Here is a 25,707-nt window from a genome sequence, read left to right as displayed (position 1 = left end):
GGTTGAGCCATGCGCATCGTAGTCCTCGTCTCCGGAACCGGATCGAACCTCCAGTCCGTGATCGACGCCGTCGCCGACGGCAGCCTGCCCGTGACCATCGCCGCCGTCGGAGCGGATCGGACCGGTACCGGCGGCGTCCGGCGTGCCGCCGATGCGGGGATCGCGACCTTCGAGGTCGACTTCCGGCAGTACGCGGACCGCGCGGACTGGAACCGCGCGCTCACCGAGGCCGTCGCCGAGCACGAGCCGGATTACGTCGTCTCCTCGGGCTTCATGCGGATCGTCGACCAGCACTTCCTGGACAGGTTCCCGAACCGCTACCTCAACACTCATCCGGCCCTCCTGCCGAGCTTCCCCGGCGCCCACGGCGTCCGCGATGCCCTGGCCTACGGCGTGAAGGTGACGGGCTGCACCGTGATGATCGCCGACGCCGGCGTGGACACGGGCCCCATCCTTGCCCAGACCCCCGTCGCCGTCCTGCCCGACGACACGGAGGACACCCTGCACGAGCGCATCAAGGTCGAGGAGCGCAGGCTGCTGATCGAGACCCTCGCCGGGCTCGCAGCCGGCGGTGCCACCGCGGGCGGGGCCTGAGGTGCCGGTGGTCGCCAACGCCGTGTATGTCGGCGGGACGAAGCGCATCAACCCCGAGACCCTCGACCAGACCTTCGAGATCATGCGTGAGAGCGGCGGCATGGGCTGGATCGGCCTGTACCGTCCGCAGCGCGAGGAGATCCACGCGGTCGAGGCCGAGTTCGGCCTGCACCCCCTCGCCGTCGAGGACGCCACGAACGGACACCAGCGCGCGAAGCTCGAGCGCTACGGGGACACCCTCTTCCTGGTGCTGCGCCCGGCGCGCTACCTCGACGTCGAGGAGAAGGTGGAGTTCGGGGAACTGCACCTCTTCGTAGGGCACGACTTCGTCGTGACCATCAGGCACGCGGAGTCACCGGACCTCGGCATCGTGCGCCGCAGGCTCGAGGAGGACCCGGCACTGCTCGGCGCCGGGCCGCAGGCCGTCCTCTACGCCCTGCTCGACCAGGTGGTCGACGAGTACGAACCCGTGGTGAGGGGTCTCGAGAACGACGTCGACGAGATCGAGGACGAGCTGTTCGGGGGCGCACCGGATGTCTCGCGCCGGATCTACGAACTGCACCGCGAGGTCATCGAGTTCCAGCGCGCCACGCAACCCCTGCAGACCATGATGGATGCCCTGCTGCGCGGATCCGACAAGTACCAGATCGACTCCGAGCTCGGGCGCAACCTGCGTGACGTCCAGGACCACGTGATCCGCGTCGTCGAACGCGTGAACACCTTCCGGGCGCTGCTGCAGAACGCCCTGACCGTCCAGTCCACGCTCGTGGCGCAACGGCAGAACGAGGAGATGACGCGGCTGACGGAGACGTCGCTGCGGCAGGGCGAGGAAGTCAAACGCATCTCCTCGTGGGCCGCGATCCTCTTCGCGCCCACCCTGATCGCGTCCGTCTACGGCATGAACTTCGACGTGATGCCCGAGCTGCACTGGACGCTGGGCTATCCGTTCGCCCTGGTCCTCATGGCCGGCATGGGAAGCGGCCTGTACTGGGCCTTCAAGCGCAACGACTGGCTGTAGCACCCACCGGGGCCGTTCCGCCACCACGGCGCTGGCACCCGGACACGACGACGGCCAGGATCCGAGGATCCCGGCCGTCGTCCCTGGGCAGTGCGGCTAGCGCGTGGTGATGACGTGCGTCCGGTGGTCGTACACGAAGGTCACCGGTCCGCCCGCGTGCTCGAGCACGATGTTGCTGCCGTCGCGGCCGCCGCCGGCACCGTAGTTCTCGGTCCAGCTCCGGTTGAGGGCCGCCTTGTACTCATAGCTGCCGGCGGGCAGGTCGGCGACCTGGAGGATCCAGGTCTGCGACGCGGCGTCGAAGGTCATCTGCGCCTGGTCGCACGCCGGATCCCAGTCCCCGCCGCAGCCCAGCTCGGAGTCGAGGCTGCCGGCCACGGCCACCGTGCCGGGCTGCTCGACGACCGAGCCGACCGTCACGGTCCTGATGTCGCTCACCGACGTGCCGAGCAGGGCGCGGTACTGCACCTGGGTGCCCTCGGCGAGGTTGAGGGCCGCGAGATCGTCGACGGCCGTGTAGGTCGGCGACGAATCGTCGGTGCCGACGGCCGTCCATGCCCCGCCGGCGATGCTGCGCTCGAGGGTCACGGCGTGCCCGGAATTCTCCGGGCTCGCGGTGGCCGTGACCTCGACCTCGCCCTGCACCTGGGTGCCCTCGGCGGGAAGGCCCATCGTCAGCCGCGGCTGCGGCACGGTGGCGGACGCCGGCGTCGAGGTCCGCGTGTGGCGGGCGTTGTCGAGGACGACCGCGCGGTACTCGACGGCCGATCCTGCGGACAGGGCGCTCGTGTCGTGGTAGACGCTGTACGGCGCGTTGTCGTCCGTGCCGATGCTCGTCCAGGGCGAGCCCGGCGTGCGGGACTCGAAGGTGACCTCGTAGAACGAGGAGCCGGCGACGTCGGCGGCCACCTTCACACGGCCGTTGTCCTCGGCGGCCGGCGCCGGCTGCTGCAGGCTGATGGCCGGCGCGGCCTTGGAGTTCGGGATCTTCCCCGCCAGCTCGTACACCACGGCGGACAGTGCGGGGACCGTGATGCTCAGGGTGCCGTCGGCGGCCGATCTCGCTCGCTCCGGTGCGTCCCCGTAGACCAGTCCGAAGCTTCGCTTGGCGGCGTAGGTGGGGATGGCAGCCGTCTGCGGCTCGGTGCTGTTGTTCAGCGCCACCACGTACTCGCGCTGGTCCTCGGCGTCGGTGCGGGAGAACGCGTAGATGCCCGGGCCGTCGGAGGCGTACCGGTGCTGGTGGGCGCCGTTCCGCAGGGCCGGGTGCTCGGCCGTGACCTGCGCCAGTGCCGCGATGCCCTGGTAGAGCGGGTGCGCGGCGTCGAAGTTGTCCGTGGCGTGCGTCGCGGCCGTGCCGAGCAGGTCGTCGTCGAGGTACTCGGGCACCTGGCTCGCGAACATCGTCTGCCGCGCGTCCTGGTCGCCGCCGGGGCCGGTGAAGCCCTGCTCGTCACCGTAGTAGATCACGGGGTTGCCGCGCGAGAAGTACATGAGTTCGTGCGCGAGGGTGTCCCGGGCCAGCAGTTCGTCCTCGGGGGCGCCCGGATTGTCCGAGGCGATGAAGCTGCCGATCCGGCCCATGTCGTGGTTCCCGAGGAACGTCGGGAGGCTGTAGGCGTTCGAGTCCGCATCCGTGTACCAGTCGTCGCCCGCGAAGAAGGCCTCCAGGTCCGTCGCCGGCGTTCCCTGCGACGCGTATCCACGCGCCGCGGCCTGGAACGGGAAATCGAGCACGGACTGCATCCGGTTGCGCGTCGTGAACTGCGAGGTGAAGGACTTCGTGGTGTCGAAGACCTCGCCGAACATGAAGAATTCGTCCTTGCCCTGCTCCTGGGCGTAGGAGAGGACCTCGGGCCCGAAGGCCTGCCAGAACTCGTCGTTGACGTGCTTCATGGTGTCGATCCGGAAGCCGTCCACGCCGAAGTCCGCGATCCACGTCTTGTAGATGTCGATCATGCCGTCCACCACCCGGGGGTGCTCGGTGGAGAGGTCGTCCAGGCCGAAGAAGTCGCCGTAGAAGGAGTCCTCACCGGCGAAGGTCGTGTCGCCGCGGTTGTGGTAGAGCGTCGGGTCGTTCAGCCACTCGGGGACCTTGAGGTTCCTGTCGGCCTCGGGCACCACGGGCACGTAGGGGAACGACGTCCGCGCGTCGAGTGCGGGGAAGGTCCCGGTGCCCGCGTAGTCGCGGTCGTCGAACGCGTTGCCGTCGGCGTCGCGGTACGGCTCCTCGTCCTTCGAGACATAGGGTGCACGTTCCCCGGCGTCATAGCCGATGACGTCGGCCGTGTGGTTGGTGATGATGTCGAAGTACACCTTCATGCCACGCGCGTGGGCCGCATCGATGAGGGCCTTCAGGTCCTCGTTCGTGCCGAGGTGCGGATCGATCTGGGTGAAGTCGGTGATCCAGTAGCCGTGGTAGCCGGCCGAGCCGTCCTCCGGCTGCACGGCGCGGTTCTTGAAGCTCGGGGTGAGCCAGATGGACGTGGTGCCCATGCCCTGGATGTAGTCGAGTTCCTGCAGCAGGCCCTTGAGGTCGCCGCCGTTGTAGTAGCCCTTGCGGGTGGGATCGAAGCCGGACACCGACGGGTCGGGGCCGAGCCCGCCGTCGTCGTTGGCGGTGCTGCCGTTCTTGAAGCGGTCTGCCATCACGAAGTAGAAGTTCTCGTCCGTGACGGCGGCGCGCAGCGAGTGCTGGGCCGAGGCCGCGGAGGAGTCTCCGGGGTTCTGCGGGGCGGAGAAGGCGGGCGGGGCGGCGACGGAACCGGCAACAAGGGCGGTCAGCACGACGACGGTGGCGTGGCGAGGTTTCACAGGGTCTCCTTCGGGGTCAGGGAACAGCGTGTCCCAGCTCACACGGGAGAGTCAATCCTCGGGCGCAAATTAAGCGAAAACTATTTCGGGGGACGCTAGGCTAGTGGTGGCCTCGGGCCACTACCTCATTCGCCGATCACCAGAGGGACCCATGATCTTCCCCCGCCTCGCGGCCACCGCCGCACTCACCCTGCTGGCACTCACCGCCTGTGCCGGCACCCCGGAGGCCACGCCGGCTACCCCGGCCGACACCAGGCCCTCGCCCGCGAGCTCCTCAGCCGCCGCAGCGAACATCGAGCGGCCGGCGAGCAACGACCTCGTCGGGGAGTCGACGCCCGGGGGAGCCCGCGCGTTCCTCTACTACTACTTCGACCAGAAGGCGTACGTGCTGCAGACCGGCGATGCCTCCGCGATGCTGGAGCTCATCGACGGTGCCGCGGGCGAGCAGGCCGAGGCGGAGCGGCTGCAGGACGTGTACGACGACGGGGGCTGGGTACTCGGCGGCCAGCCGAAGGCGGAGAACGTCTACGTCGTCACGCCGGAGGAGCAGGTAACGGAGGGCACGGACGTCGCCGCTCTCATCCCCGTCAACCCCGATGCCTACACCGAGTTCGCCGAGGACGGTTCCATCACGGAGCAGCGCCCGTTCACGCCCGAGGGCACCATCTACAGTGCGACCATCCGCTACTCCGACGGCGCATGGAAGGTGACCTCGGTCGAGGAGACCCCCGACGCGGAGCTGCCCGAGGCGTAGTTCCGGCAGTCGGCCGGTTCCAGCAGATGACGAAGGGGTGCCACCGCGGTCGCGGGGGCACCCCTTCGCGGTCCTGCCCCGGTCAGCGCAGCGTGACGCTCCGCGTCTCGGGGGCGTTGAACGCCATGAACACGACGGCGAGGACCACGAGGCCCCCGATGAGCGCGAAGGTGAGCGGCAGCCCGAGGTAGGGCCACAGGAGCGTGCCGAAGATCAGCGGCACGAGGCCCGCGCCGATCCTCGAGATCGTCGACGCCCAGCCGAAGCCGCTGCCCCTGAGCTCCGTCGGGTACAGCTCCGAGACGTACGTGTACAGCACCGGGATGGCCACCTGCACCACGAAGCCGAAGCCCAGCAGCCAGGCCGTCGCGACGGCCGGCAGGTCGAGGGTCAGGGCGAAGGCCACGAGGAGCGCGGCGGAACCCGGTCCCGTGATGGCGAGGAGCCACTTACGGCCTACACGTTCGACGAGGAGCGCCGCGGCGAGAACTCCGAGGAATCCGACGCCCGTCATGAACGTGGTCGTGATGAACGCGACCGACTGCGCGTAGCCGGAACTGATGAGGATGCGCGGCATCCAGGTCAGCGCCCCGTAGTAGACGAGGAGGATGGTCAGGAAGAGGCTCCAGGCCGTGAGGGTGATGCGCCAGTTGTAGCGCCACAGCCCGGTCAGCTGACCCGAGATGCTGCCCAGCGAGAGCCGCGGCGTCTCCTCGGGGTCGGGCAGGCGCCACGGCTGCTGTTTGCCTCCGGTACGGGCGACGAGGTCCTCGATGACGGCCCGGGCCTCCTCGCGCCGGCCGCGCTGGACGAGGTAGAGAGGCGACTCGGGAACGCCGCGGCGCACCCAGAACACGAGGAGCGCGGGAAGCACCATGACGAGCATCGCGTAGCGCCAGTCGCCGAACTGCGCGACCACCGCGGTCGTCACCACGCCGCAGAGGAACGCACCGACGGGCCACCAGGCGTCCATCGCGGTGAGGACGCGTCCGCGCTGACGCCGCGGTGTGAACTCGCCGACGAGCGCGTAGTCCACGGGGATGCAGCCGCCGAGGCCGAAGCCGGCCAGGAAGCGGAAGATACAGAACCAGACGATGTCGGGGGAGAACGCCCCGAGCACGGTGAAGACGGAGAAGACGAGCAGGGTGAGGGTGAAGGCCCTCTTGCGCCCGATGATGTCCGCGACGGACCCCCAGGCGAAGGCGCCGACGGCCATGCCGATCAGGTTCGACGTCGCGATCCACGCCGCCTGGCCGGGGACGAGCCCCCAGTCCCCGATCAGCAGGGGGATCAGGTACGCGTTGAGGGTCACGTCCCAGGCGTCGAACATGAAGCCGAGGCCGCCGATGAGGAAGATCTTCCCCTGGACCTTCCAGCGCCACGGGAGGTCCTGCACCACCTGGTCGCCGGTGGGGAGCTGAGTGTTGACGTTCATGATGCCTTCGTGGAGGGGCGGGTACTGCGAGAACTGTACGTCAGGTGTTCGCCTCCCTCGCCGCTCGTCCGTCGCCCGAGAGGACAGACGCAACAGGCAGGGCCGGATCCCCGGGCTCTCCTGTCCTCTTGCCGTTGGACTGTCCATGCGGGCGAGGCCATGACCCACGGACCATGCAGGGCCGCACCTATAGACTTGGGGCGACCCCCAAACGACGTTACTGACGGAGATCTGCGTGAGCCTGACCCACCTCGACCGTGTCCCCATCCGTCGAGCACTCATCTCGGTGTTCGACAAGACAGGCCTGGAGGATCTGGCGCAGGGCCTCCACCGCGCCGGCGTCTCGATCGTCTCCACCGGCTCCACCGCGCAGCGGATCGCCGCCGCAGGTGTCCCGGTCATGGAGGTGTCCGAGGTGACGGGCTTCCAGGAGACCCTCGACGGACGAGTCAAGACACTGCACCCCAAGGTCCACGCGGGCATCCTCGCCGACCGCCGCCGCCAGGAGCACGTCGACCAGCTCGCGGAACTGGACATCGAGGCGTTCGACCTCGTCGTCGTGAACCTCTACCCGTTCGTCGAGACGGTGCGCTCGGGCGCGGAGCCCGACGACGTCGTGGAGCAGATCGACATCGGCGGCCCCGCCATGGTCCGCTCAGCGGCCAAGAACCACCCGTCGGTCGCCGTCGTCGTCGACCCCGCCCGCTACGGTGACGTGGTCACCGCCGCCGCCGAAGGCGGCTTCGACCTCAGGGCACGACGTCGGCTAGCTGCGCTCGCCTTCGCGCACACGGCCGCCTATGACACCGCCGTCGCATCCTGGACGGCGGAGCAGTTCGAGACGGACGACGACGGGTTCACCTGGCCCGGCTACGCGGGCCTGGCCCTCGAGCGTTCGGAGGTGCTCCGCTACGGCGAGAACCCCCACCAGCAGGCCGCGCTCTACGTGGAGAAGGGTGCGACGCCGGGCATCGCCCAGGCGGACCAGCTCCACGGCAAGGCCATGAGCTACAACAACTTCGTCGACGCGGACGCAGCCCTCCGCGCGGCCTTCGACTTCGCCGAGCCCGCCGTCGCGATCATCAAGCACGCCAACCCGTGCGGTGTCGCCGTCGGCTCGGCGGACGCTGACGATCCTATTGCCGACGCCCATGCCAAGGCGCACGCGTGTGATCCGGTCTCCGCGTTCGGTGGGGTGATCGCCGCGAACCGTGAGGTCACCGCCGGGATGGCCCGGACCGTCAGGGACATCTTCACGGAGGTCGTGATCGCCCCCTCGTTCTCCGAGGAAGCCGTGGAGATCCTCTCGCAGAAGAAGAACATCCGGCTGCTGACCCTGCCGGAGGGCTACGGCCGGAACCCGGTGGAGTTCCGCCAGGTCTCCGGAGGCGTCCTCATGCAGGTTGCCGATGCCCTCGACGCCGACGGCGACGACCCGGCCGGCTGGACCCTCGCCGCCGGCGAGGCGGCCGACGACGCCACCCTCGCGGACCTGAGCTTCGCCTGGAAGGCGTGCCGCGCTGCGAAGTCCAACGCGATCCTGCTGGCGCGCGACGGCGCGTCGGTCGGCGTGGGCATGGGGCAGGTCAATCGCGTGGACTCGTGCCGGCTCGCCGTCGAGCGGGCGAACACCCTCGCCGGGACCGAGCGCGCGCGTGGCTCCGTCGCGGCGTCCGACGCCTTCTTCCCCTTCGCCGACGGACTGCAGATCCTGCTCGACGCCGGTGTCCGCGCCGTCGTCCAGCCGGGCGGATCGGTGCGCGACCAGGAAGTGATCGACGCGGCGAATGCCGCCGGCGTGACCCTGTACCTGACCGGAGCGCGGCACTTCTTCCACTGACGATTCCCGCAGGTCGCCGGTGCCCCTGAGCTCCGGCTACCTGCGGAACCCGCCCGTCCACGCCGTCGTTCCCCGCCTGCCCGCCGTTAGGCGCAGCCCGGAGACGTCGGTAAGTTAGAGCCGATGGGCAACCCCCAACCCGACCGCACAACGCAAGAGCACCAGGGAGAGCCAACCCATGGCCAAGATCATCTACACCCACACCGACGAAGCGCCGATGCTGGCCACCTATTCGTTCCTGCCGATCATCGAGGCGTTCGCGTCCACGGCCGGCGTCGAGGTGGAGACCCGCGACATCTCGCTCTCGGGGCGCATCATCGCGCTCTTCGGTGACCACCTCACCGAGGACCAGCGACAAGCGGATGCGCTCGCCGAACTCGGCGCACTGGCGAAGACGCCGGAAGCCAACATCATCAAGCTGCCCAACATCAGCGCGTCCATCCCGCAGCTCAAGGCGGCCATCGCGGAGCTCCAGTCCCAGGGCTACGCTCTCCCGGACTACCCCGATCACCCCTCCACGGACGAGGAGAAGGACATCCGCGCCCGCTACGACAAGGTCAAGGGCAGCGCCGTGAACCCCGTCCTCCGCGAGGGCAACTCGGACCGTCGCGCTCCCGCGTCGGTGAAGAACTACGCGCGCCAGAACCCGCACAGCATGGGCGCGTGGACTCCCGAGTCGAAGACGAACGTCGCACACATGACGAGCGACGATTTCCGCTCCAACGAGCAGTCGGTCGTTCTGCCCGCGGACGGCACCATCTCGATCCAGCACGTCGCCGCCGACGGCACGGTGACCGAGCTCAAGGGTGCCTTCCCCGTCCTGGCCGGCGAGGTCGTCGACGGGACGGTGATGCGGGCCGACGCGCTCAACAGCTTCCTCAAGGCGCAGGTCGCCCGCGCCAAGGCAGAGGGCGTGCTGTTCTCGGCCCACCTCAAGGCGACCATGATGAAGGTCTCCGACCCCATCATCTTCGGCCACGTGGTCCGTGCCTTCCTTCCCGAGCTCTTCGAGACGTACGGTGAGCAGCTGACGGCTGCCGGCCTGAGCCCGAACAACGGCCTGGCATCGATTCTCGGTGGCCTCGACAAGCTCCCCGAGGACGTGCGCGAAAGCGTGCAGCAGGCCATCTCGAAGGGCATGGAGGACGGCCCCGCCATCGCCATGGTCGATTCCGACAAGGGCATCACCAACCTGCACGTGCCGAGCGACGTCATCGTCGACGCATCGATGCCGGCCATGATCCGCTCGTCCGGCCACATGTGGGGACCGGACGGCAAGGAAGCGGACACGCTGGCGGTCATTCCCGACAGCAGCTACGCGGGTATCTACCAGGTCGTCCTGGACGACTGCCGCGCCCACGGCGCCTTCGACCCGACCACCATGGGTACCGTCCCGAACGTTGGCCTCATGGCCCAGGCCGCCGAGGAGTACGGCAGCCACGACAAGACCTTCGAGATCCCGGCAGCCGGCACGGTGCAGGTCATCGATGCGGAGGGCACCGTGCTGATCGAGCACGACGTCGAACCGGGCGACATCTGGCGCGCCTGCCAGACCAAGGACGCCGCCATCCGAGACTGGGTGAAGCTCGCCGTGACCCGCGCACGTGCCTCTGCCACTCCGGCTGTCTTCTGGCTGGACCGGGGCCGTGCCCACGACGCCAACCTCATCGCCAAGGTCACCGAGTACCTGACGGAGCACGGGACCGACGACGTCACGCTGGAGATCATGACGCCCGTCGACGCCACCGCCTTCACTCTCGAGCGGATCCGCAAGGGTGAGGACACCATCTCGGTGACGGGCAACGTGCTGCGTGACTACCTGACCGACCTGTTCCCCATCCTCGAACTCGGTACCAGCGCCAAGATGCTCTCGGTGGTTCCGCTGATGAACGGCGGCGGGCTCTTCGAGACCGGCGCCGGTGGGTCCGCTCCCAAGCACGTGCAGCAGCTCGTGAAGGAGAACCACCTCCGCTGGGACAGCCTCGGAGAGTTCCTCGCTCTCGCCGTGAGCTTCGAGCACCTGGCGACGTCGACCGGTAATGCGCGCGCGCAGATCCTCGCCGACACCCTCGACCGGGCGACCGGCACCTTCCTGCTCGAGAACAAGTCGCCCAGCCGTCGCGTGGGCGAGATCGACAATCGCGGCAGCCACTACTTCCTCGCCCGTTACTGGGCGGAAGAGCTGGCCAAGCAGGAGCAGGACAGCGAGCTGGCCGAGAGCTTCGCACGCGTGGCCGAGGCGCTGACGGGCAACGAGGACACCATCGTGTCCGAGCTGCTCGCCGTTCAGGGCTCGCCCGTCGATATCGGGGGCTACTACCACCCCGACGTCACCAAGGTCACTGAGGTGATGCGTCCGTCGGCGAAGCTGTCGGAGGTCCTCGCGATCCTCGCGTAGTAGCTTTCCGCACCTGATCCATCAGCCGATGCACCGCTCCCGCGGCGCATCGGCTGATGTATTTAAGCAGAAACTGTTTACAGCGTGAGACGTGCCGGTCTATGGTTTCCTCAGGTCTCAGCCGGGGGGTGGAAGTGTGATGAAGACGCAGCAGCGTCGGTCTCTCCTCTCCACCGTGCGCCTTTCGCTCTTGGCAGGAGCCGGCGCCCTCGGGTGGATGGCTATCGGCGTCTCGGGTGCCTCCGCTGCCGAGATGCCAGCCGATTCCGGGCTCCTCGGCTCGGTCACCGGCGCAGTCGAGTCGGCCACAGCACCTGCCACAAGCGCACTGTCGGCACTGACGGCCCCGCTGCAGGAAGCTTCTGCTCGTGTCCTGCCGGCCTCCACGGGCTCGCAGCCACTCCCGCAGAACCTCCCCGTGCTGCCTGACGTCGCAGCACTGGTGCCCCAACTCACCTCCGAGCCCGCGGGGACCGTCCTCATGCCGGTCACCCGTCTGGTCGACGGAGTGGTCGCAGAGGTTCCCATCGTCCAGTCGGTGATACCCGCTGGAACGATGACAGGGGTCACCGCTCCTGTCGTGGGTACCGTGGACGGTGTGGTCGGCGGTGTTGTACCGCCCGTCATGAACGTGGTGGCGCCCGTGGTGGACGTCATCGATCCTGTCGTCGACGTCGTCGTGCCGGTTCCTGAGGTTGCCTCGCCGACTCCGGTTGTGCACGGTCCAGCTCCGATGAGGAAGATTCTTCCTGAGCAGTCGCCCTCCATCCCTACCTCGGCGTCGCCGTCAGCGTCTTCGGACGTATCAGGCGCCGACATCGACGCTCTCCCGGCTGAGCCAGGAACCTTGAGCGGCCCCGCCGCAGCAGACAGCGCAGGCACGGCTGTCACTGCGGACCGCGTCGGCGTGCTGCGGGCATCCCTGCCCACGGAAGTTCTCTTCGGTGCCGCTGTTCCGGCCGCGATCTTCGATGCCGCCGTCCTTCCAGTGCTGGCCGGAGCGGCACAGGCCGCGCAGGAGATCCCGGGCTCGCCCGTGGTCCCGCTGTCCTCGGCCGGCGTCCTGTCATCCATGACGGGTGCGGGGTCCGCAGCACCCATCGCTGCCCTCTGCGGCGCGGCCTTCCTGATCTTCCTGCTCTTCACCGGCGTCGATCGGCACTCCGCTGGGTCTGTCCTACCGTCGAGCCCGAGCTTCGATCCCGGTTCATCTCCTGATTAGTGGTGGCCTCGCCGCGCTTCTTGCGCGGCTGACGGCTCACGGTGCCTGGGGCACTGTCCAATCCACTTTGATTCACAGGAGAACATCATGCGTACATGCGTGCAGCGAGGGCTTTACGGAGTCCTCCTAGCCGGGGGCGTCGTCGTCCTCGGAGCAGGAGCAGCGACAGCCGCGGACCTGCCACCAGGAACCGCGGGGGCCGACACGAGCCTCAGCGCCGTGATCACGGCGCCCCTCCAGTCCGGCACGACGAGCGGCTCGATCATCCAGGAGGCCGCGGTGGCCCTGGATGCTTCACTCGACGTCGACCTCGGTGCTGCCGACGGCGGGTTGCTGGGTGGCGATCTGCTCGACGGCGGAATCGCGAACGGCAATGTGGTCTCGCCTGAGGTCGTGGTGCCGGTGAATGTGTCGGGGAATTCGGTGTCGGTGATCGGGGATTCGTCCTCGACCGGTGATTCCGGTTCGACCGGCGGGACCACCGGTGGCAGCACCGGTGGCACGACCGGCGGGGGGATCCTGGACGGCGGGTTGCTGGGTGGTGGTCTGCTCAACGGCAATGTGGTCTCGCCTGAGGTTGTGGTGCCGGTGAATGTGTCGGGGAATTCGGTGTCGGTGATCGGGGATTCGTCTTCGACCGGTGATTCCGGTTCGACCGGCGGGACCACCGGTGGCAGCACCGGTGGCACGACCGGCGGGGGGATCCTGGACGGCGGGTTGCTGGGTGGTGGTCTGCTCAACGGCAATGTGGTCTCGCCTGAGGTCGTGGTGCCGGTGAATGTGTCGGGGAATTCGGTGTCGGTGATCGGGGATTCGTCTTCGACCGGTGATTCCGGTTCGACCGGCGGGACCACCGGTGGCAGCACCGGTGGCACGACCGGTGGCACGACCGGCGGTGGAATCCTGGACGACGGGTTGCTGGGTGGTGGTCTGCTCGACGGCGGAATCGCGAACGGCAATGTGGTCTCGCCTGAGGTCGTGGTGCCGGTGAATGTCGGTTGCAACGGTGTCACCCTGATCGGTGACAGCGTGTCGGATTGCACGACCGGTTCGACCGGAGGGACCACCGGTGGCAGCACGGGTGGTAGCGCCGGTGGTACGACCGGTGGGGGGATCCTGGACGGCAACGTGGTCTCGCCTGAGGTCGTCGTGCCGGTGAATGTCGGTTGCAACGGTGTCACCCTGATCGGTGACAGCGCGTCGGATTGCACGACCGGTTCGACCGGAGGGACCACCGGTGGCAGCACCGGCGGGACCACCGGTGGCAGCACCGGTGGCACGACCGGCGGGGGAATCCTGGACGGCAACGTGGTCTCGCCTGAGGTCGTCGTGCCGGTGAATGTCGGTTGCAACGGTGTCACCCTGATCGGTGACAGCGCGTCGGATTGCACGACCGGTTCGACCGGAGGGACCACCGGTGGCAGCACCGGCGGGACCACCGGTGGCAGCACCGGTGGCACGACCGGCGGGGGAATCCTGGACGGCAACGTGGTCTCGCCTGAGGTCGTCGTGCCGGTGAATGTCGGTTGCAACGGTGTCACCCTGATCGGTGACAGCGCGTCGGATTGCACGACCGGTTCGACCGGAGGGACCACCGGTGGCAGCACCGGTGGTACGACCGGCGGGGGGATCCTGGACGGCAATGTGGTCTCGCCTGAGGTCGTGGTGCCGGTGAATGTGTCGGGGAATTCGGTGTCGGTGATCGGGGATTCGTCTTCGACCGGTGATTCCGGTTCGACCGGCGGGACCACCGGTGGCAGCACCGGTGGCACGACCGGTGGCACGACCGGCGGTGGAATCCTGGACGACGGGTTGCTGGGTGGTGGTCTGCTCGACGGCGGAATCGCGAACGGCAATGTGGTCTCGCCTGAGGTCGTGGTGCCGGTGAATGTCGGTTGCAACGGTGTCACCCTGATCGGTGACAGCGTGTCGGATTGCACGACCGGTTCGACCGGAGGGACCACCGGTGGCAGCACGGGTGGTAGCGCCGGTGGTACGACCGGTGGGGGGATCCTGGACGGCAACGTGGTCTCGCCTGAGGTCGTCGTGCCGGTGAATGTCGGTTGCAACGGTGTCACCCTGATCGGTGACAGCGTGTCGGATTGCACGACCGGTTCGACCGGTGGCAGCACGGGTGGTAGCGCCGGTGGTACGACCGGTGGGGGAGTCCTGGACGGCAATGTGGTCTCGCCTGAGGTCGTGGTGCCGGTGAATGTCGGTTGCAACGGTGTCACCCTGATCGGTGACAGGAGCCTTGATTGCGGCACGGGGGCCGAAGCGCCGTCGACTCCGTCGAACCCGCTGAACCCGCTGAACCCGTCGACTCCGTCGAACCCATCGACGCCGTCGACTCCGTTGAACCCGCTGAACCCGTCGACTCCGTTGAACCCGTCGAACCCGCTGAACCCGCTGAACCCGTCGACGCCGTCGGACCCGAGGCCCGCTCCTGAAGCCCCCGAAACGGGCGACGATGGTGCTGATGGCCCGGAGGCAACGCCCGGTACGATCTCCGTCGCGGCAGCCGGCATGACGGCATCCGCAGGCACTGCGACCACCGGAACGAGCACGCCGAAGGCACTCGCCTCCACGGGCTTCGATGAGCAGCAGATCCTGCTGTTCGGATCGCTCTTGCTCGTCACCGGTGCAGGTACCCTACTGGTCCTGCGCCGGCCGAAGGCCAACGCCTAGACCGGACGGGCCCCGAGAACGAGGAAGGACGGGTTCCCTGCGGCATCTGCTGCGGGGAACCCGTCCTTCAGCACGGGGTATCGGTCAGGCGGCATCGTTCGCGTAGCGGAGGCCGATCTGGGCACGCACGCCGTCGAGCAGGCGCATGGTCTTCACCGTGTCTCCTACCGGCATCGTGGGGCTCTCCGTCAGGCCCTCCTGGATGCAGCGGGTCACTTCGCGCAGTTCGTAGGTGTAGCCGGCTCCAACCTGCTCGAACTGCTCCACGCGGGCCTCGCCCTGGCCGGTCTTGATGGTCAACTCCGTCGGGTTGTGGAGGTGACCGCCTCCGGTCTTCAGCCAGCCGTCCGACCCGCAGACGGTGGCCTGGCCGGGGCATGACGAAATGAACGACGACGACAACTGGGCGTAGGCGCCACCCTCATAGCTCAGCGTCACGGCGTTCTGCAGGTCAACGCCGTCGCTGTTGAGCGTGCCGACGGCGGACACCGAATCGGGGAAACCGAGCGATCCAAGGGCCCAGGTGAGCGGGTAGACGGTGAGATCCAGCAGGGCACCACCGCCGGCCTTCGGGTCCCAGAGGCGGCTGCTCGGGTCATCGGGGGCGGTGAAGCCGAGGTCGCCCTGGACCCAGCGGATATCGCCCAGTTCACCGGAGTGGATGATCTCCCACGCTCGGTTGACGCTGGGCAGGAAGCGCGTCCAGACGGCCTCCATGAGGAACAGGCCCCGCTCGGAGGCCAGTCCGGCCAACTCCTCCGCCTCGGTGGCGTTGATGGTGAACGGCTTCTCGCACAGCACGTGCTTGCCGGCCGTCAGCGCTGCCTTGGCGACGTCGTAGTGCTGGCCGTGGGGGGTAGTGATGTACACGACGTCGACCTCGGGGTCGTCGACGAGCCGCTGGTAGCCGTCCACCCCGCCCCTGTTCCCGTAGCTGGTGGCGAACCCGAAGCGCTCGGCGAAGGCTGCAGCGCTGTCCGCGTTCCGGGAGCTGACTGCGTGGAGCACCGCATCCTCGAGCAGGGCGATGTCCGCGGTGACCTTGGAAGCGATGCCGCCGGTCGCGATGACACCCCACTTCAGGGGGCGGCCGGTAGCGGTGATGGGGCTGGGAGCTCCTGCTTCCGCGCAGGGAGGAACGGCGATCCGGTTCTGTGGGTTCATGGACCTATCCTTGCCGCTGGCCCGTCCCGCGTCCATCCTGGGCAGGGCTTCACGGAGGGGAGCACCCGCACGCGATGGTGCAGGAGCCCGCTGAACCCTGACACCGAAGGACCGCCCGGGACAAAGCCCGGGCGGTCCTTCGGTCCTGACTGCCGGAGGAATCCAGGCTCCCCCTGCCGTCAGGAAGTCAACGCTCGACGATGTTCCTGGGCGAGGTCCCGGTACCTGTCGGCATTCGCTCTGATGGCACCGATCTCGTCGTCGTCCAGTTCCCTGCGCACCTTGGCCGGGACGCCCGCGACGAGCGAGCGCGGAGGGACGACGGTCCCCTCGAGGACGACGGCGCCCGCGGCCACGAGGGAACAGGAGCCGATGACGGCGCCGTTCATGACGGTTGCGCTCATGCCGATGAGGCAGTCGTCCTCGATGGTGCAGCCGTGCACCACGGCGCCGTGCCCTACGCTCACCCGGTCGCCGATGGTCGCCGCGTAGCCGGGGTCCGCGTGAACCACCACATTGTCCTGCAGATTGGTTCCTGCGCCGATGGTGATGGAAGCGGTGTCCGCGCGGACGCTCGCCCCGTAGAAGATGCTCGCGAACGCGCCGAGCGTCACGTCCCCGATGACGGACGCGGTAGGTGCCGTGAAGGCGGAATCGCCGATGCTGGGGGTCCTGCCCCGGAAGGGAATGAGGTGTGCCATGGCGTCAGCCTAGGCGACGACGGTCACGCCCCGCCGGGCACAGGGGAGTCGTGTCAGTTGAAGACGATGGTGCGGCGCCCGTCGAGCAGCACGCGCCGTTCAGCGTGCCACTGCACGGCCTGGACGAGGGCGCGTCCCTCGAGCTCGCGCCCGATGGAGGTCAGCTGCTCCGCCGTGCGCGCATGGTCGACGCGGATGACCTCCTGCTCGATGATGGGTCCCTCGTCGAGAGCGCCGGTGACGTAGTGGGCGGTGGCGCCGATGAGCTTGACCCCGCGTGCGTGGGCCTGGTGGTAGGGCCGGGCGCCCTTGAAGGACGGCAGGAACGAGTGGTGGATGTTGATGGCCCGGCCGAGCAGGTCCTCGCAGAGTTCGTCGCTGAGGATCTGCATGTAGCGGGCGAGGACCACGAGCTCGATGTCGTGCTGGTCCATGAGGGCACGCAATGCATCCTCGGCGTCCTGCTTGGTCTCCGGCGTCACCGGGATGTGGTGGAACTCGATCCCGTAGAACGCTGCGAGGTCCTCGAGGTCGCGGTGATTGGACACGATCACGGGGATGTCGATCGCGAGGGTGCCGGACCGGTGCTGGAACAGGAGGTCGTTGAGGCAGTGCGCGGCCTTGGAGACCATGATGAGCGTCCGGGTGCGCCGATCCGACGCTGCGAGCGACCAGTCCATCCCGAACTCCGAGGCGATGGGCTCGAGGGCCCTCCGGAGATCCTCCTCGCCCGCGTCCGTCGTGAGTGCCACCCTCATGAAGAAGGTGCCCGTGTCCGGACTGCCGTACTGCTGCGACTCGGTGATGTTGGCGCCTACGCCGACGAGGGCGCCGGAGACGCCGTGCACGATTCCGGGCCGGTCGGGGCACGACAGCGTGAGCGAATAGGAGCGGGATGCGTCGGGGGAGGTCACCTAAGCCAGATTACCGTCAGCCCCCGAGTGTGACGCGATGTCTCGGAGGGACCGGGCGGCTGCGGTCGCAGCTGCCCGGCCCGCCCGTGATGCACCGAGCGTGGACGCCGAAGCGCCGTAGCCGACGAGCAGGAGCCGCGGCTCCTTCACCACGCGGACGCCGTCCATCAGGATGCCCCCGCCTGGCTCCCGGAGGTGCAGCGGAGCCAGGTGGTCCAGTGCCGCCCTGAAGCCGGTGGCCCAGAGGACTGCATCGATGGGCTCCTCCGAACCGTCGGTGAAGACCGCGGAGTACTCGCGCAGTTCCGCCAGCGGGCCCCGTGAGACGAGGATCCCGGCGTCGATGCCCGCCTGGTACTGCGCGGTGAGGGACAAACCGGTCACGGACACCACGCTGGCGGGAGGAAGCCCCGCGCTCGTGCGTGCGTTCACCTCCGCCTCGACCTCCCGGCCCCACTCCGGGTCGAACGGGCGGCGGGTGAAGGACGGCGGGCGCCGGGTGGACCAGAGGGTCCGGGCGCCTGCCTCATGGAGTTGGAGGAGGAACTGCACGGCTGACGTGCCGGCGCCCACCACGAGCACGCGGCGGCCCTGGAACTCTGCTGCGGACCGGTAATCGTGCGTGTGCAGCTGGCGGCCCTCGAAGATGTCGCGGCCCCGGTAGTAGGGCCAGTACGGGCGGTCCCAGGTACCGGTCGCGCTGATGACGACGTCCGCGATCCACGTTCCGCCGGTGGTCGTCACCCGCAAGGGCGTGTCCGGCGAGCTGTGGTGCGCATCGGAGCCCGGGTCCGCCTCCGGTTCGACGCGGACCACCTGCACCGGCCGCACGACCGGCACCTCGAACTCCCGCTCGAAGGCTCCGTAGTACCGGTTCACCACCCGGGAGGCGGGCTCCTTGGGGTCAGGCGCGCCGAGGGGGAACCCGGGGAGGTCGTGCAGGGCGTGTGCGGCGTCGAAGGTCAGGGCGGGCCAGCGGTGCAGCCATGCCCCTCCGGGCGCGGGGTTCGCGTCGAGAACCACGAAATCGCGGTGCGGGTGCAGGCCCCTGCGCCTGAGGTGATAGGCGCTGCTCAATCCCGCCTGGCCCGCACCGATCACGACGACGCGCACGCGGCGGGCTTCCCCGCCCATCGACACTCCCCGAGCCTGATCGCGCATAAGTCAGGATCCTTCCTGGCGGACCCCGTCAGTCGGGCACCCGTTCCACTCATCCCGAACGGATGAGGCGGATCCCGTATTCCGGGGAGTACCCGCGCTCGCCTGAAGTGCGGGGGCGGCGGTGGCGAGCCACGCCGTCGTACCGCTAGCATGGGACCGTCGCGACTGGCGTAGGGTGGGCAACCACCAGGAAGCGGCGTGGAGCCAGGATGACCCCCCGGGAGCGCCTGTGCTTCCAGTGCAGACCACGGATCGCACGCCTGGGCCGCGGGTCACGTTCCATGAGCGGCCGGGGTGCGGATGATCGATCCGACGCCCATCCGCGACTCACGCTGACCTCTTGCGATACCCACAGAAGGATCAACCGATGACCACTTCGCCCACGGCTCCCTCCCGCGCTGCCGCAGATTCCGTCACCAACGCACCACTGTCCGAGGTGGATCCGGAGATCGCCGCCGTCCTGCGGGACGAGCTCGCCCGTCAGCGGGACACCCTCGAGATGATCGCCTCGGAGAACTTCGCTCCCCGTGCTGTCCTCGAGGCCCAGGGCAGCGTCCTGACCAACAAGTACGCGGAGGGTTACCCCGGACGCCGGTACTACGGCGGCTGCGAACACGTGGACGTCGCGGAGAACCTCGCGATCGAGCGTGTCAAGGCGCTCTTCGGTGCAGAGTTCGCGAACGTCCAGCCGCACTCCGGCGCCCAGGCCAACGCCGCAGCGCTCGCCGCGATGATCAAGCCCGGCGACAAGATCATGGGCCTGTCCCTCGCCCACGGCGGGCACCTCACCCACGGCATGAAGCTCAACTTCTCCGGCAAGCTCTACGAGGTCGCAGCCTACGGCGTCGAGGAGGACACCCATCGGCTCGACATGGAACGCGTCCGGGCGCAGGCCCTCGCCGAGAAGCCCCAGGTCATCATCGCCGGCTGGTCCGCCTACCCCCGCCAGCTGGACTTCGAAGCCTTCCGTTCCATCGCGGACGAGGTCGGCGCCCTCCTGTGGACGGACATGGCGCACTTCGCGGGCCTCGTCGCGGCCGGGGTGCACCCCAGCCCTGTGCCGTACTCCGACGTCGTCACGTCCACCGTCCACAAGACCCTCGCCGGGCCGCGCTCGGGCGTGATCCTCGCCAGGCAGGAGTGGGCGAAGAAGCTCAACTCGAGCGTCTTCCCGGGACAGCAGGGCGGACCGCTCATGCACGTCATCGCGGGCAAGGCCACGGCCTTCAAGATCGCAGGATCCCCCGAGTTCAAGGAACGCCAGGAGCGCGTCCTGGAGGGCGCGCGCATCATCGCCGAGCGCCTGAGTGCTTCCGACGTCGCCGAGCACGGCGTCTCGGTCCTCACCGGCGGTACGGACGTGCACCTCGTGCTGGTGGATCTGCGCAACTCGTCGCTCGACGGGCAGCAGGCCGAGGACGTGCTGCACTCGGTCGGCATCACGGTGAACCGCAACGCGGTGCCGTTCGACCCCCGCCCGCCGATGGTCACCTCGGGCCTGCGGATCGGCACGCCGGCCCTCGCCACCCGGGGTTTCGGCGCTGCCGAGTTCACCGAGGTCGGGGAGATCATCGCCGCCGCACTCAAGCCCTCGCCCGACGTCGAGGCCCTCCGTGCGCGCGTGTCCGCGCTCGCCGCGGACTTCCCGCTCTACCCGGGCCAGGAGGAGTGGTAGATCCGATTCCGCCCGGCGCCCTCGCCTCGAGGGCTGCCGCGTCGACGGGCTTCGACATCCCCACCGAGGAATGCTGCTTCACCGGCTGCTGCGACCGCGGCAAGGCATTCCTGCTCGAGCAACTGGACCAGCACGTGGAAGAGGACGATTCGCATGAGCACGACAGCCCGCATCCTTGACGGCAAGGCGACCGCCGCGCAGATCAAGGCGGAACTGACCGAGCGCGTGGGCGCACTGCGCGAGCGCGGCGTCACGCCGGGCCTCGGCACGGTCCTCGTCGGCGACGATCCCGGCAGCCACTCCTACGTGGCGGGCAAGCACCGCGACTGCGCGCAGGTCGGCATCACCTCGGTGCGGCGGGATCTGCCGGACACCATCACGCAGGAGGAGCTCGAGGCCGTCCTGGACGAACTCAACGAGGATGACGCGACGACCGGCTACATCGTGCAGCTCCCCCTCCCCGCGCACATCGACACGAATGCGATCCTCGAACGGATCGATCCGGCGAAGGACGCCGACGGGCTGCACCCGACCAACCTGGGCAAGCTGGTCCTCAACGTCAACGCAGAGATGGACTCGCCGCTGCCCTGCACCCCGCACGGCATCGTCGAACTCCTGCTCCGGCACGGCGTGGTGCTCAAGGGGCTGAACGTCCTCGTGGTCGGACGCGGCGTGACGGTCGGCCGCCCGCTGGGCCTGCTGCTGACGCGCAAGCAGATCAATGCGACCGTGACCCTCGCGCACACGGGGACGGTGGACCTCGCCGATCACCTCGGCCGGGCCGACGTCGTCGTCGCCGCCGCCGGCATCCCGCACATGGTCAAGGCCGAGCAGCTCAAGCCGGGAGCGATCGTACTCGACGTGGGTGTCAGCCGGGTCGAGGACCCCGAGACGGGGAAGGCGAAGCTCACCGGCGACGTCGATCCGGAGGCCGCGTCCGTGGCGAGCTGGCTGTCGCCGAACCCCGGCGGTGTCGGCCCGATGACACGGGCCATGCTGCTCACGAACGTCGTCGAGGCCGCGGAGCGCCAGGCCGTCCGCCCGTAGGGTTCGCAAGAACCCCCATTGGCTTCTCCCAATGGGGGTTCTCGCCTAGGCTGGGCGGGTGCTCACCACTCCGTCCGGCCCGCCGGTCATCTCCGCCCACCAGCTCAGCAAGCACTACGGCGACTTCAGGGCGGTCGACGGGATCTCCTTCGAGGTGCCTGCCGGTGAGTCCTTCGGCCTTCTCGGCCCGAACGGAGCCGGGAAGTCGACGACCATGCGCATGATCGGCGGTGTCTCCCAGCGCACCTCGGGCCGTCTCACCATCATGGGCCTGGACCCGGAGGAGCACGGACCCGAGGTACGCGCGCACCTGGGTGTCGTCCCGCAGCAGGACAACCTCGACGAGGAACTCAAGGTACGCGACAACCTCCTCGTCTACGGGCGCTACTTCGGGCTGCCCATGAGCTACCTCAGACCGAAGGCCGACGAACTGCTCGAGTTCGCGCAACTCACGGACAAGGCGACGGCGAAGGTCGACGCCCTCTCCGGCGGCATGAAGCGCCGCCTGACGATCGCGCGGTCGCTCATCAACGAGCCGAGGATCCTGCTGCTGGACGAACCCACCACGGGCCTCGATCCGCAGGCACGCCACATCCTGTGGGACCGCCTGTTCCGGCTCAAGGAGTCCGGCGTGACGCTGATCCTCACCACCCACTACATGGACGAGGCGGAGCAGCTCTGCGACCGGCTCGTCGTCGTCGACAAGGGCCGGATCATGGCGGAGGGCTCGCCTGCGCAGCTCATCCGCGAGCACTCGACCCGCGAGGTCCTCGAGCTGCGCTTCGGATCCGAACGCAACACCACCGTCGCCGGGGACCTGCAGGGCATCGGTGAGCGCCTTGAGCCGCTGCCGGACCGCGTCCTGATCTACGCGAACGACGGGGAGGCGGCACTGGAGCAGGTGATGGTGCGGGGGCTGAGGCCCATCACGTCCCTCGTACGGCGCTCCTCCCTCGAGGACGTCTTCCTGCGCCTGACCGGGAGGAGCCTCGTTGACTGACCACGAGCCCGCCGCCGTCACGCAGGACTCCGGCGACCGGCCGTATCGGCTGCACGCCCACAAGCCCGAGGTGTCGGCGAGCCGCGCCCGGACGTTCGGCTCGTGGTACTACGCGGAGCACGTCCTGCGGGCCATGGGCAGTTACCGCTGGACGCTGCTCGCCTCCAGCGTAGGCACCCCGGTCATGTACCTCTTCGCCATGGGGGTAGGGCTCGCCACCCTCGTCGACCAGAACTCCGCCGGAGCCTTCGGGGGAGTCAGCTATCTCGCCTTTGTCGCGCCGGCCCTGCTGGCCTCGGCGACGATCATGACCGCGGCTACCGAGTTCACCTACCCGGTGATGTCCGGCTTCAAGTGGCGGCGGCTCTACTACGGGCCGCACGCGTCGCCGCTGACCACGGACCAGATCGTCAACGGTCACGTCATCGCGATCACGGCCCGCCTGACGGCCACCACGATCATCTACTTCCTGATCGTCGCCGCTTTCGGCGCCTCACCGTCCGCCACGGGTGCTGCCGCGATCCCCGTCGCGGTACTCGCGGGCCTTGCCTTCGGGCTCCCGCTCATGGCCTACTCCGCGAGCATCGAGGAGGACAAGGGACAGTTCGCCCTCGTGATGCGCTTCGTCGTCACGCCGTTGTTCCTCTTCTCCGGGACCTTCTTCCCGCTGGACACCCTTCCGCTGTTCCTGCGGTGGATCGGCTGGATCTCACCGCTGTGGCACGGGACGGAACTGGGCCGGGCCCTGACCTACGGGTACGCACTACCTCCCTGGCTCGCCGCCGTCCACGTGCTGTTCCTCGTGGTCCTCGTCGTCGCCGGCCTGCGTCTGGCACATTCGGTCTACGCGAGGAGGCTGGGCAGATGAGTGCGCAGCTCACCGCCCGGGACCATGCCCTCGACGGATCGAAGCGTCCCCTGGCCGCCCTGTACTCCCGCAATGCCAAGGCCGTCATAGCGCGCGGGCTCCTGGCCACGCGGAGCAGCAACTGGCTGATCATGGTGTCGGGTTTTTTCGAGCCGGTGCTCTACCTCCTGTCCATGGGAGTGGGCCTCGGCGCGCTGATCGGTACGGTCCAGGGGCCGGACGGGCAGGAGATCAGCTACGCGGCGTACATCGCCCCCGCATTGCTCGCCGTCTCCGCGATGAACGGCGCGGTGTATGACAGCACCTGGAACGTGTTCTTCAAGATGAACTTCGCGAAGCTGTACCAGGGCATGCTGTACACCTCGCTCGGGCCGCTCGACGTCGCGATCGGAGAGATCTTCCTGGCCCTGCTGAGAGGCGCCATGTACGCCACGGGCTTCACCGCGGTGATGGCGCTCATGGGGCTCATCACCTCTCCGGTGGCCCTGCTCGTGATCCCGGCGTCCGTGGTGATCGCGTTCGGCTTCGCGTCCTTCGGCATGGGCATCACGAGTTTCATGAAGACGTTCCAGCAGATGGAGTGGATCAACTTCGTGATGCTGCCGATGTTCCTGTTCTCGGCGACGTTCTACCCGCTCAGCGTCTACCCCCAGGGCATCCAGTGGTTCATCCAGGCACTGCCCCTGTGGCACGGGGTGGAGCTGCTGCGCCAGATCAGCGTCGCCTCGTTCTCGCCGGCGACCGTCCTCCACCTCAGCTACTTCCTCGTCATGATCGCGGTGGGCATGCTCCTCACCACGCTGCGACTGCGGAAGCTCTTCCTCAGGTAGGGATCAGGCCACGAGGGTCGCGTAGACCACGTAGTTGTCGTCGAAGTCGCCCGTGTCCGGGTTGTAGCCGTCGCACGTGATCAGTCGCAGTTCCGAGCCGGGCGTGTTCCCATACACCGTGAGGGTGGGGAACTCGTCCTTCTGGTACGCCTCGCCGCGCTGGAACTCGAAGACCGCCGTCGTGCCGTCCTCCCGAACCACGCTGATGCGGTCACCGGACGTGAGCGAGCGGAGATCCGCGAAGACACCCTTGCCGCCGTCGGTGGCGTTGACATGCCCGAGCAGAACGGCGGGTCCGCGGTCGCCGGGGGTGGGGGACTGGTCGTACCAGCTCGCGGGAGCACCAGGCCCGTCCGGCGGGACCTCCAGACTCTGGTTCTCGCGCAGGCCGAGGCGCAGCAGATCGGTACGCACCCCGATGGACGGGATCTCCAGCGTGACCGGCGCCGAGGCGGGGAGCACGGAAGGCTGGGCCGTCGGGGCCGCCGCAGGAGCTGTGGGATTTGCGGACGGTCCGGCCGGAGACGGAGACGGAGCCGCGCTTGCGGTGGTCGCGGAAGCCGAAGCAGACGGGGTGGCGGCGGGAGCGTCCCCGGTTCCGCAACCGGCAAGGAAGAAGAGGGCGGCCACCGCCGGGGCGGTGAAGCCCCAGCGATGGCCGGTGATCCTACTGATCATGGGAAGTGATCAGGATTATGCGTTGCTGGCTGCGCGGCGACGCACGGCGTAGGTTCCGCCGGCTGCCGCGGCCAGGACGAGCCCGCCACCGAGGGCGATCATGCCGGCGTTGGAACCGGTCTCCTGGGCAACGCCGGTGTCGGCTCCGCCGTACGGCATTTCGCCCATCTGGGTCTTCACGAGGGTGCCGCACAGGGCGGGCGACGTGGCACCGAGGGGGAGTTCCGGCTTGAGCTCCGACGGGCTGTTGAAGACCTCGGCGGGAACACCGGCGGTGGCGGGATCCAGTCCGTGGACGACGACGACGGCGGTGCCGGCGGCGAGAGCCTTCTGGGTTGCATCATCGATGGTGATGGTGCGCTGGATGGAGTAGGTGCCGCCCTGGCCGCCGAGTGCCAGGTTGAGGCCCTCTGCTGCCGTGCTCGCACCGGACGTGGTGACCGTCGTCAGGATGTCACCGTAACCGGCGGCGCTCTCGGCGACGTTGACGATGCCGTCACCGTTCGCGTCGTTCGCCGGCGTGGGGCACACACCCTTGGCGCCACCGTGGATGTGCTGGACGTGCGGGTACGGCGCATCCATGAACGTCTGGGCGAGGCCGGACACCTGGAGGTTGACAGTCGCCTGGTCGCCCGTGACATCGAGCGTGATGCTGCCGGAGCCCGTGGTGCCGTTGAGCTGGCCCAGGGTCGAGGAGTAGCTGCCGTCATGGGCGGCCATCGCGGGGGAGCCTGCCATAGCGACGGCGCTGATGGCGAGGGCCGGTACTGCGAGGAAACGCATCTTCTTGTTCATAAGGAACTCCTCCATAGTGCGAATGAAGCGCACCGTGGGGCGCGCATGACTGTACTTCGGGGTGACTGCCATCACGGATGGGCGCAGATGGGAGGAAACTTCGAGAATCCT

21 protein-coding genes are annotated in these 25,707 nt (G+C 68.5%); 13 read left to right on the top strand and 8 right to left on the bottom strand.

Features of this window, described 5'->3' with window-relative positions; genetic code table 11:
- Positions 1-9 precede the first annotated feature (9 nt).
- Both purN and AC1MFI_RS01120 read left to right on the top strand, forming a co-directional pair.
- Positions 10-594, top strand: coding sequence for a phosphoribosylglycinamide formyltransferase (purN, locus tag AC1MFI_RS01125; RefSeq protein WP_479818953.1), 585 nt, complete (start codon positions 10-12; stop codon positions 592-594).
- A 1-nt stretch (position 595) separates the two neighbouring features.
- Positions 596-1,612: a magnesium and cobalt transport protein CorA gene (locus AC1MFI_RS01120; RefSeq protein WP_479818951.1), complete on the top strand. Its 1,017-nt coding sequence runs from the start codon at positions 596-598 to the stop codon at positions 1,610-1,612.
- Positions 1,613-1,708: 96 nt separating this feature from the next.
- Here AC1MFI_RS01120 and AC1MFI_RS01115 read toward each other — a convergent pair whose 3' ends face one another.
- On the bottom strand, positions 1,709-4,426 hold the full coding sequence (locus AC1MFI_RS01115; RefSeq protein WP_479818949.1) for an alpha-amylase family glycosyl hydrolase: 2,718 nt from the start codon (positions 4,424-4,426) through the stop codon (positions 1,709-1,711).
- Positions 4,427-4,577: 151 nt separating this feature from the next.
- On the opposite strand from AC1MFI_RS01115, the gene AC1MFI_RS01110 reads away from it, so the two are divergent.
- Positions 4,578-5,180: a DUF6318 family protein gene (locus tag AC1MFI_RS01110; RefSeq protein WP_479818948.1), complete on the top strand. Its 603-nt coding sequence runs from the start codon at positions 4,578-4,580 to the stop codon at positions 5,178-5,180.
- An 82-nt stretch (positions 5,181-5,262) separates the two neighbouring features.
- Here AC1MFI_RS01110 and AC1MFI_RS01105 read toward each other — a convergent pair whose 3' ends face one another.
- On the bottom strand, positions 5,263-6,615 hold the full coding sequence (locus tag AC1MFI_RS01105) for an MFS transporter (protein WP_479818946.1): 1,353 nt from the start codon (positions 6,613-6,615) through the stop codon (positions 5,263-5,265).
- A gap of 235 nt (positions 6,616-6,850) precedes the next feature.
- Here AC1MFI_RS01105 and purH point away from each other — a divergent pair, with 235 nt between their 5' ends.
- From purH to AC1MFI_RS01085, 4 genes are all read left to right on the top strand, one after another.
- Positions 6,851-8,455 (top strand): bifunctional phosphoribosylaminoimidazolecarboxamide formyltransferase/IMP cyclohydrolase, encoded by a 1,605-nt coding sequence (purH, locus tag AC1MFI_RS01100; protein ID WP_479818945.1) that lies wholly within the window; start codon positions 6,851-6,853, stop codon positions 8,453-8,455.
- Between the two features lie 178 nt (positions 8,456-8,633).
- On the top strand, positions 8,634-10,853 hold the full coding sequence (locus AC1MFI_RS01095) for an NADP-dependent isocitrate dehydrogenase (protein WP_479818943.1): 2,220 nt from the start codon (positions 8,634-8,636) through the stop codon (positions 10,851-10,853).
- Between the two features lie 139 nt (positions 10,854-10,992).
- On the top strand, positions 10,993-12,075 hold the full coding sequence (locus AC1MFI_RS01090; RefSeq protein ID WP_479818941.1) for a hypothetical protein: 1,083 nt from the start codon (positions 10,993-10,995) through the stop codon (positions 12,073-12,075).
- Between the two features lie 87 nt (positions 12,076-12,162).
- Positions 12,163-14,763 carry a hypothetical protein gene (locus AC1MFI_RS01085; RefSeq protein WP_479818940.1) on the top strand — a complete coding sequence of 867 codons (2,601 nt, stop codon included), beginning with the start codon at positions 12,163-12,165 and terminating at the stop codon, positions 14,761-14,763.
- An 84-nt stretch (positions 14,764-14,847) separates the two neighbouring features.
- Here the strand turns inward: AC1MFI_RS01085 and AC1MFI_RS01080 are convergent, their stop codons facing one another.
- The 4 genes from AC1MFI_RS01080 to AC1MFI_RS01065 form a co-directional block, all read right to left on the bottom strand.
- A complete protein-coding gene (locus AC1MFI_RS01080) occupies positions 14,848-15,927 on the bottom strand; it encodes a Gfo/Idh/MocA family protein (protein WP_479818938.1) in 1,080 nt (359 codons plus the stop codon).
- Positions 15,928-16,106: 179 nt separating this feature from the next.
- On the bottom strand, positions 16,107-16,628 hold the full coding sequence (locus tag AC1MFI_RS01075; protein WP_479818936.1) for a gamma carbonic anhydrase family protein: 522 nt from the start codon (positions 16,626-16,628) through the stop codon (positions 16,107-16,109).
- 53 nt (positions 16,629-16,681) lie between these two features.
- Positions 16,682-17,542, bottom strand: a complete 861-nt coding sequence (gene purU / locus AC1MFI_RS01070) for a formyltetrahydrofolate deformylase (RefSeq protein WP_479818934.1) — start codon at positions 17,540-17,542, stop codon at positions 16,682-16,684.
- On the bottom strand, positions 17,543-18,703 hold the full coding sequence (locus AC1MFI_RS01065) for an FAD-dependent oxidoreductase (RefSeq protein WP_479818932.1): 1,161 nt from the start codon (positions 18,701-18,703) through the stop codon (positions 17,543-17,545). It lies immediately after the preceding gene.
- A 367-nt stretch (positions 18,704-19,070) separates the two neighbouring features.
- Here AC1MFI_RS01065 and glyA point away from each other — a divergent pair, with 367 nt between their 5' ends.
- Genes glyA through AC1MFI_RS01035 form a run of 6 tightly spaced genes read left to right on the top strand, consistent with a single transcriptional unit; the run spans position 19,071 to position 24,123 of the window.
- Entirely contained in the window at positions 19,071-20,378 is a 1,308-nt protein-coding gene (glyA, locus tag AC1MFI_RS01060) for a serine hydroxymethyltransferase (protein WP_479818931.1), read from the top strand.
- Complete coding sequence (locus AC1MFI_RS01055) at positions 20,372-20,557, top strand: hypothetical protein (protein ID WP_479818929.1); 186 nt, start codon at positions 20,372-20,374, stop codon at positions 20,555-20,557. Before glyA ends, AC1MFI_RS01055 begins: the two co-directional genes overlap by 7 nt.
- Positions 20,532-21,425, top strand: coding sequence for a bifunctional methylenetetrahydrofolate dehydrogenase/methenyltetrahydrofolate cyclohydrolase (locus AC1MFI_RS01050; RefSeq protein WP_479818927.1), 894 nt, complete (start codon positions 20,532-20,534; stop codon positions 21,423-21,425). The genes AC1MFI_RS01055 and AC1MFI_RS01050 overlap by 26 nt, the downstream gene beginning before the upstream one ends.
- Before the next feature lie 58 nt (positions 21,426-21,483).
- The gene (locus tag AC1MFI_RS01045) at positions 21,484-22,425 is read left to right on the top strand and encodes an ABC transporter ATP-binding protein (RefSeq protein ID WP_479818925.1); all 942 of its coding nucleotides are present in this window, start codon (positions 21,484-21,486) and stop codon (positions 22,423-22,425) included.
- Positions 22,418-23,293, top strand: coding sequence for an ABC transporter permease (locus AC1MFI_RS01040; protein WP_479818924.1), 876 nt, complete (start codon positions 22,418-22,420; stop codon positions 23,291-23,293). Before AC1MFI_RS01045 ends, AC1MFI_RS01040 begins: the two co-directional genes overlap by 8 nt.
- The gene (locus AC1MFI_RS01035) at positions 23,290-24,123 is read left to right on the top strand and encodes an ABC transporter permease (RefSeq protein ID WP_479818922.1); all 834 of its coding nucleotides are present in this window, start codon (positions 23,290-23,292) and stop codon (positions 24,121-24,123) included. Before AC1MFI_RS01040 ends, AC1MFI_RS01035 begins: the two co-directional genes overlap by 4 nt.
- Positions 24,124-24,126: 3 nt before the next feature.
- On the opposite strand, the gene AC1MFI_RS01030 is transcribed toward AC1MFI_RS01035, so the two are convergent.
- Positions 24,127-24,801: a class F sortase gene (locus AC1MFI_RS01030; protein WP_479818920.1), complete on the bottom strand. Its 675-nt coding sequence runs from the start codon at positions 24,799-24,801 to the stop codon at positions 24,127-24,129.
- 15 nt (positions 24,802-24,816) lie between these two features.
- Positions 24,817-25,596: a CHRD domain-containing protein gene (locus AC1MFI_RS01025; RefSeq protein ID WP_479818918.1), complete on the bottom strand. Its 780-nt coding sequence runs from the start codon at positions 25,594-25,596 to the stop codon at positions 24,817-24,819.
- Positions 25,597-25,707: the final 111 nt, after the last annotated feature.

The organism is Arthrobacter sp. BC5 (assembly GCF_056680255.1).
The sequence above is the reverse complement of the archived record's forward strand: the minus strand, read 5'-3'. Positions and strand labels throughout refer to the sequence as shown.

What these genes read in the sequence shown, in the direction of transcription:
- AC1MFI_RS01110 (WP_479818948.1), top strand. Translation starts at nt 4,578, where the DNA reads ATGATCTTCCCCCGCCTCGCGGCCACCGCCGCACTCACCCTGCTGGCA.
- AC1MFI_RS01035 (WP_479818922.1), top strand. Translation starts at nt 23,290, where the DNA reads ATGAGTGCGCAGCTCACCGCCCGGGACCATGCCCTCGACGGATCGAAG.
- AC1MFI_RS01065 (WP_479818932.1), bottom strand. Translation starts at nt 18,703, where the DNA reads ATGCGCGATCAGGCTCGGGGAGTGTCGATGGGCGGGGAAGCCCGCCGC.
- AC1MFI_RS01095 (WP_479818943.1), top strand. Translation starts at nt 8,634, where the DNA reads ATGGCCAAGATCATCTACACCCACACCGACGAAGCGCCGATGCTGGCC.
- AC1MFI_RS01105 (WP_479818946.1), bottom strand. Translation starts at nt 6,615, where the DNA reads ATGAACGTCAACACTCAGCTCCCCACCGGCGACCAGGTGGTGCAGGAC.
- AC1MFI_RS01050 (WP_479818927.1), top strand. Translation starts at nt 20,532, where the DNA reads ATGAGCACGACAGCCCGCATCCTTGACGGCAAGGCGACCGCCGCGCAG.
- AC1MFI_RS01025 (WP_479818918.1), bottom strand. Translation starts at nt 25,596, where the DNA reads ATGAACAAGAAGATGCGTTTCCTCGCAGTACCGGCCCTCGCCATCAGC.
- AC1MFI_RS01030 (WP_479818920.1), bottom strand. Translation starts at nt 24,801, where the DNA reads ATGATCAGTAGGATCACCGGCCATCGCTGGGGCTTCACCGCCCCGGCG.
- AC1MFI_RS01085 (WP_479818940.1), top strand. Translation starts at nt 12,163, where the DNA reads ATGCGTACATGCGTGCAGCGAGGGCTTTACGGAGTCCTCCTAGCCGGG.
- purN (WP_479818953.1), top strand. Translation starts at nt 10, where the DNA reads ATGCGCATCGTAGTCCTCGTCTCCGGAACCGGATCGAACCTCCAGTCC.
- AC1MFI_RS01080 (WP_479818938.1), bottom strand. Translation starts at nt 15,927, where the DNA reads ATGAACCCACAGAACCGGATCGCCGTTCCTCCCTGCGCGGAAGCAGGA.
- AC1MFI_RS01090 (WP_479818941.1), top strand. Translation starts at nt 10,993, where the DNA reads ATGAAGACGCAGCAGCGTCGGTCTCTCCTCTCCACCGTGCGCCTTTCG.
- glyA (WP_479818931.1), top strand. Translation starts at nt 19,071, where the DNA reads ATGACCACTTCGCCCACGGCTCCCTCCCGCGCTGCCGCAGATTCCGTC.
- AC1MFI_RS01075 (WP_479818936.1), bottom strand. Translation starts at nt 16,628, where the DNA reads ATGGCACACCTCATTCCCTTCCGGGGCAGGACCCCCAGCATCGGCGAT.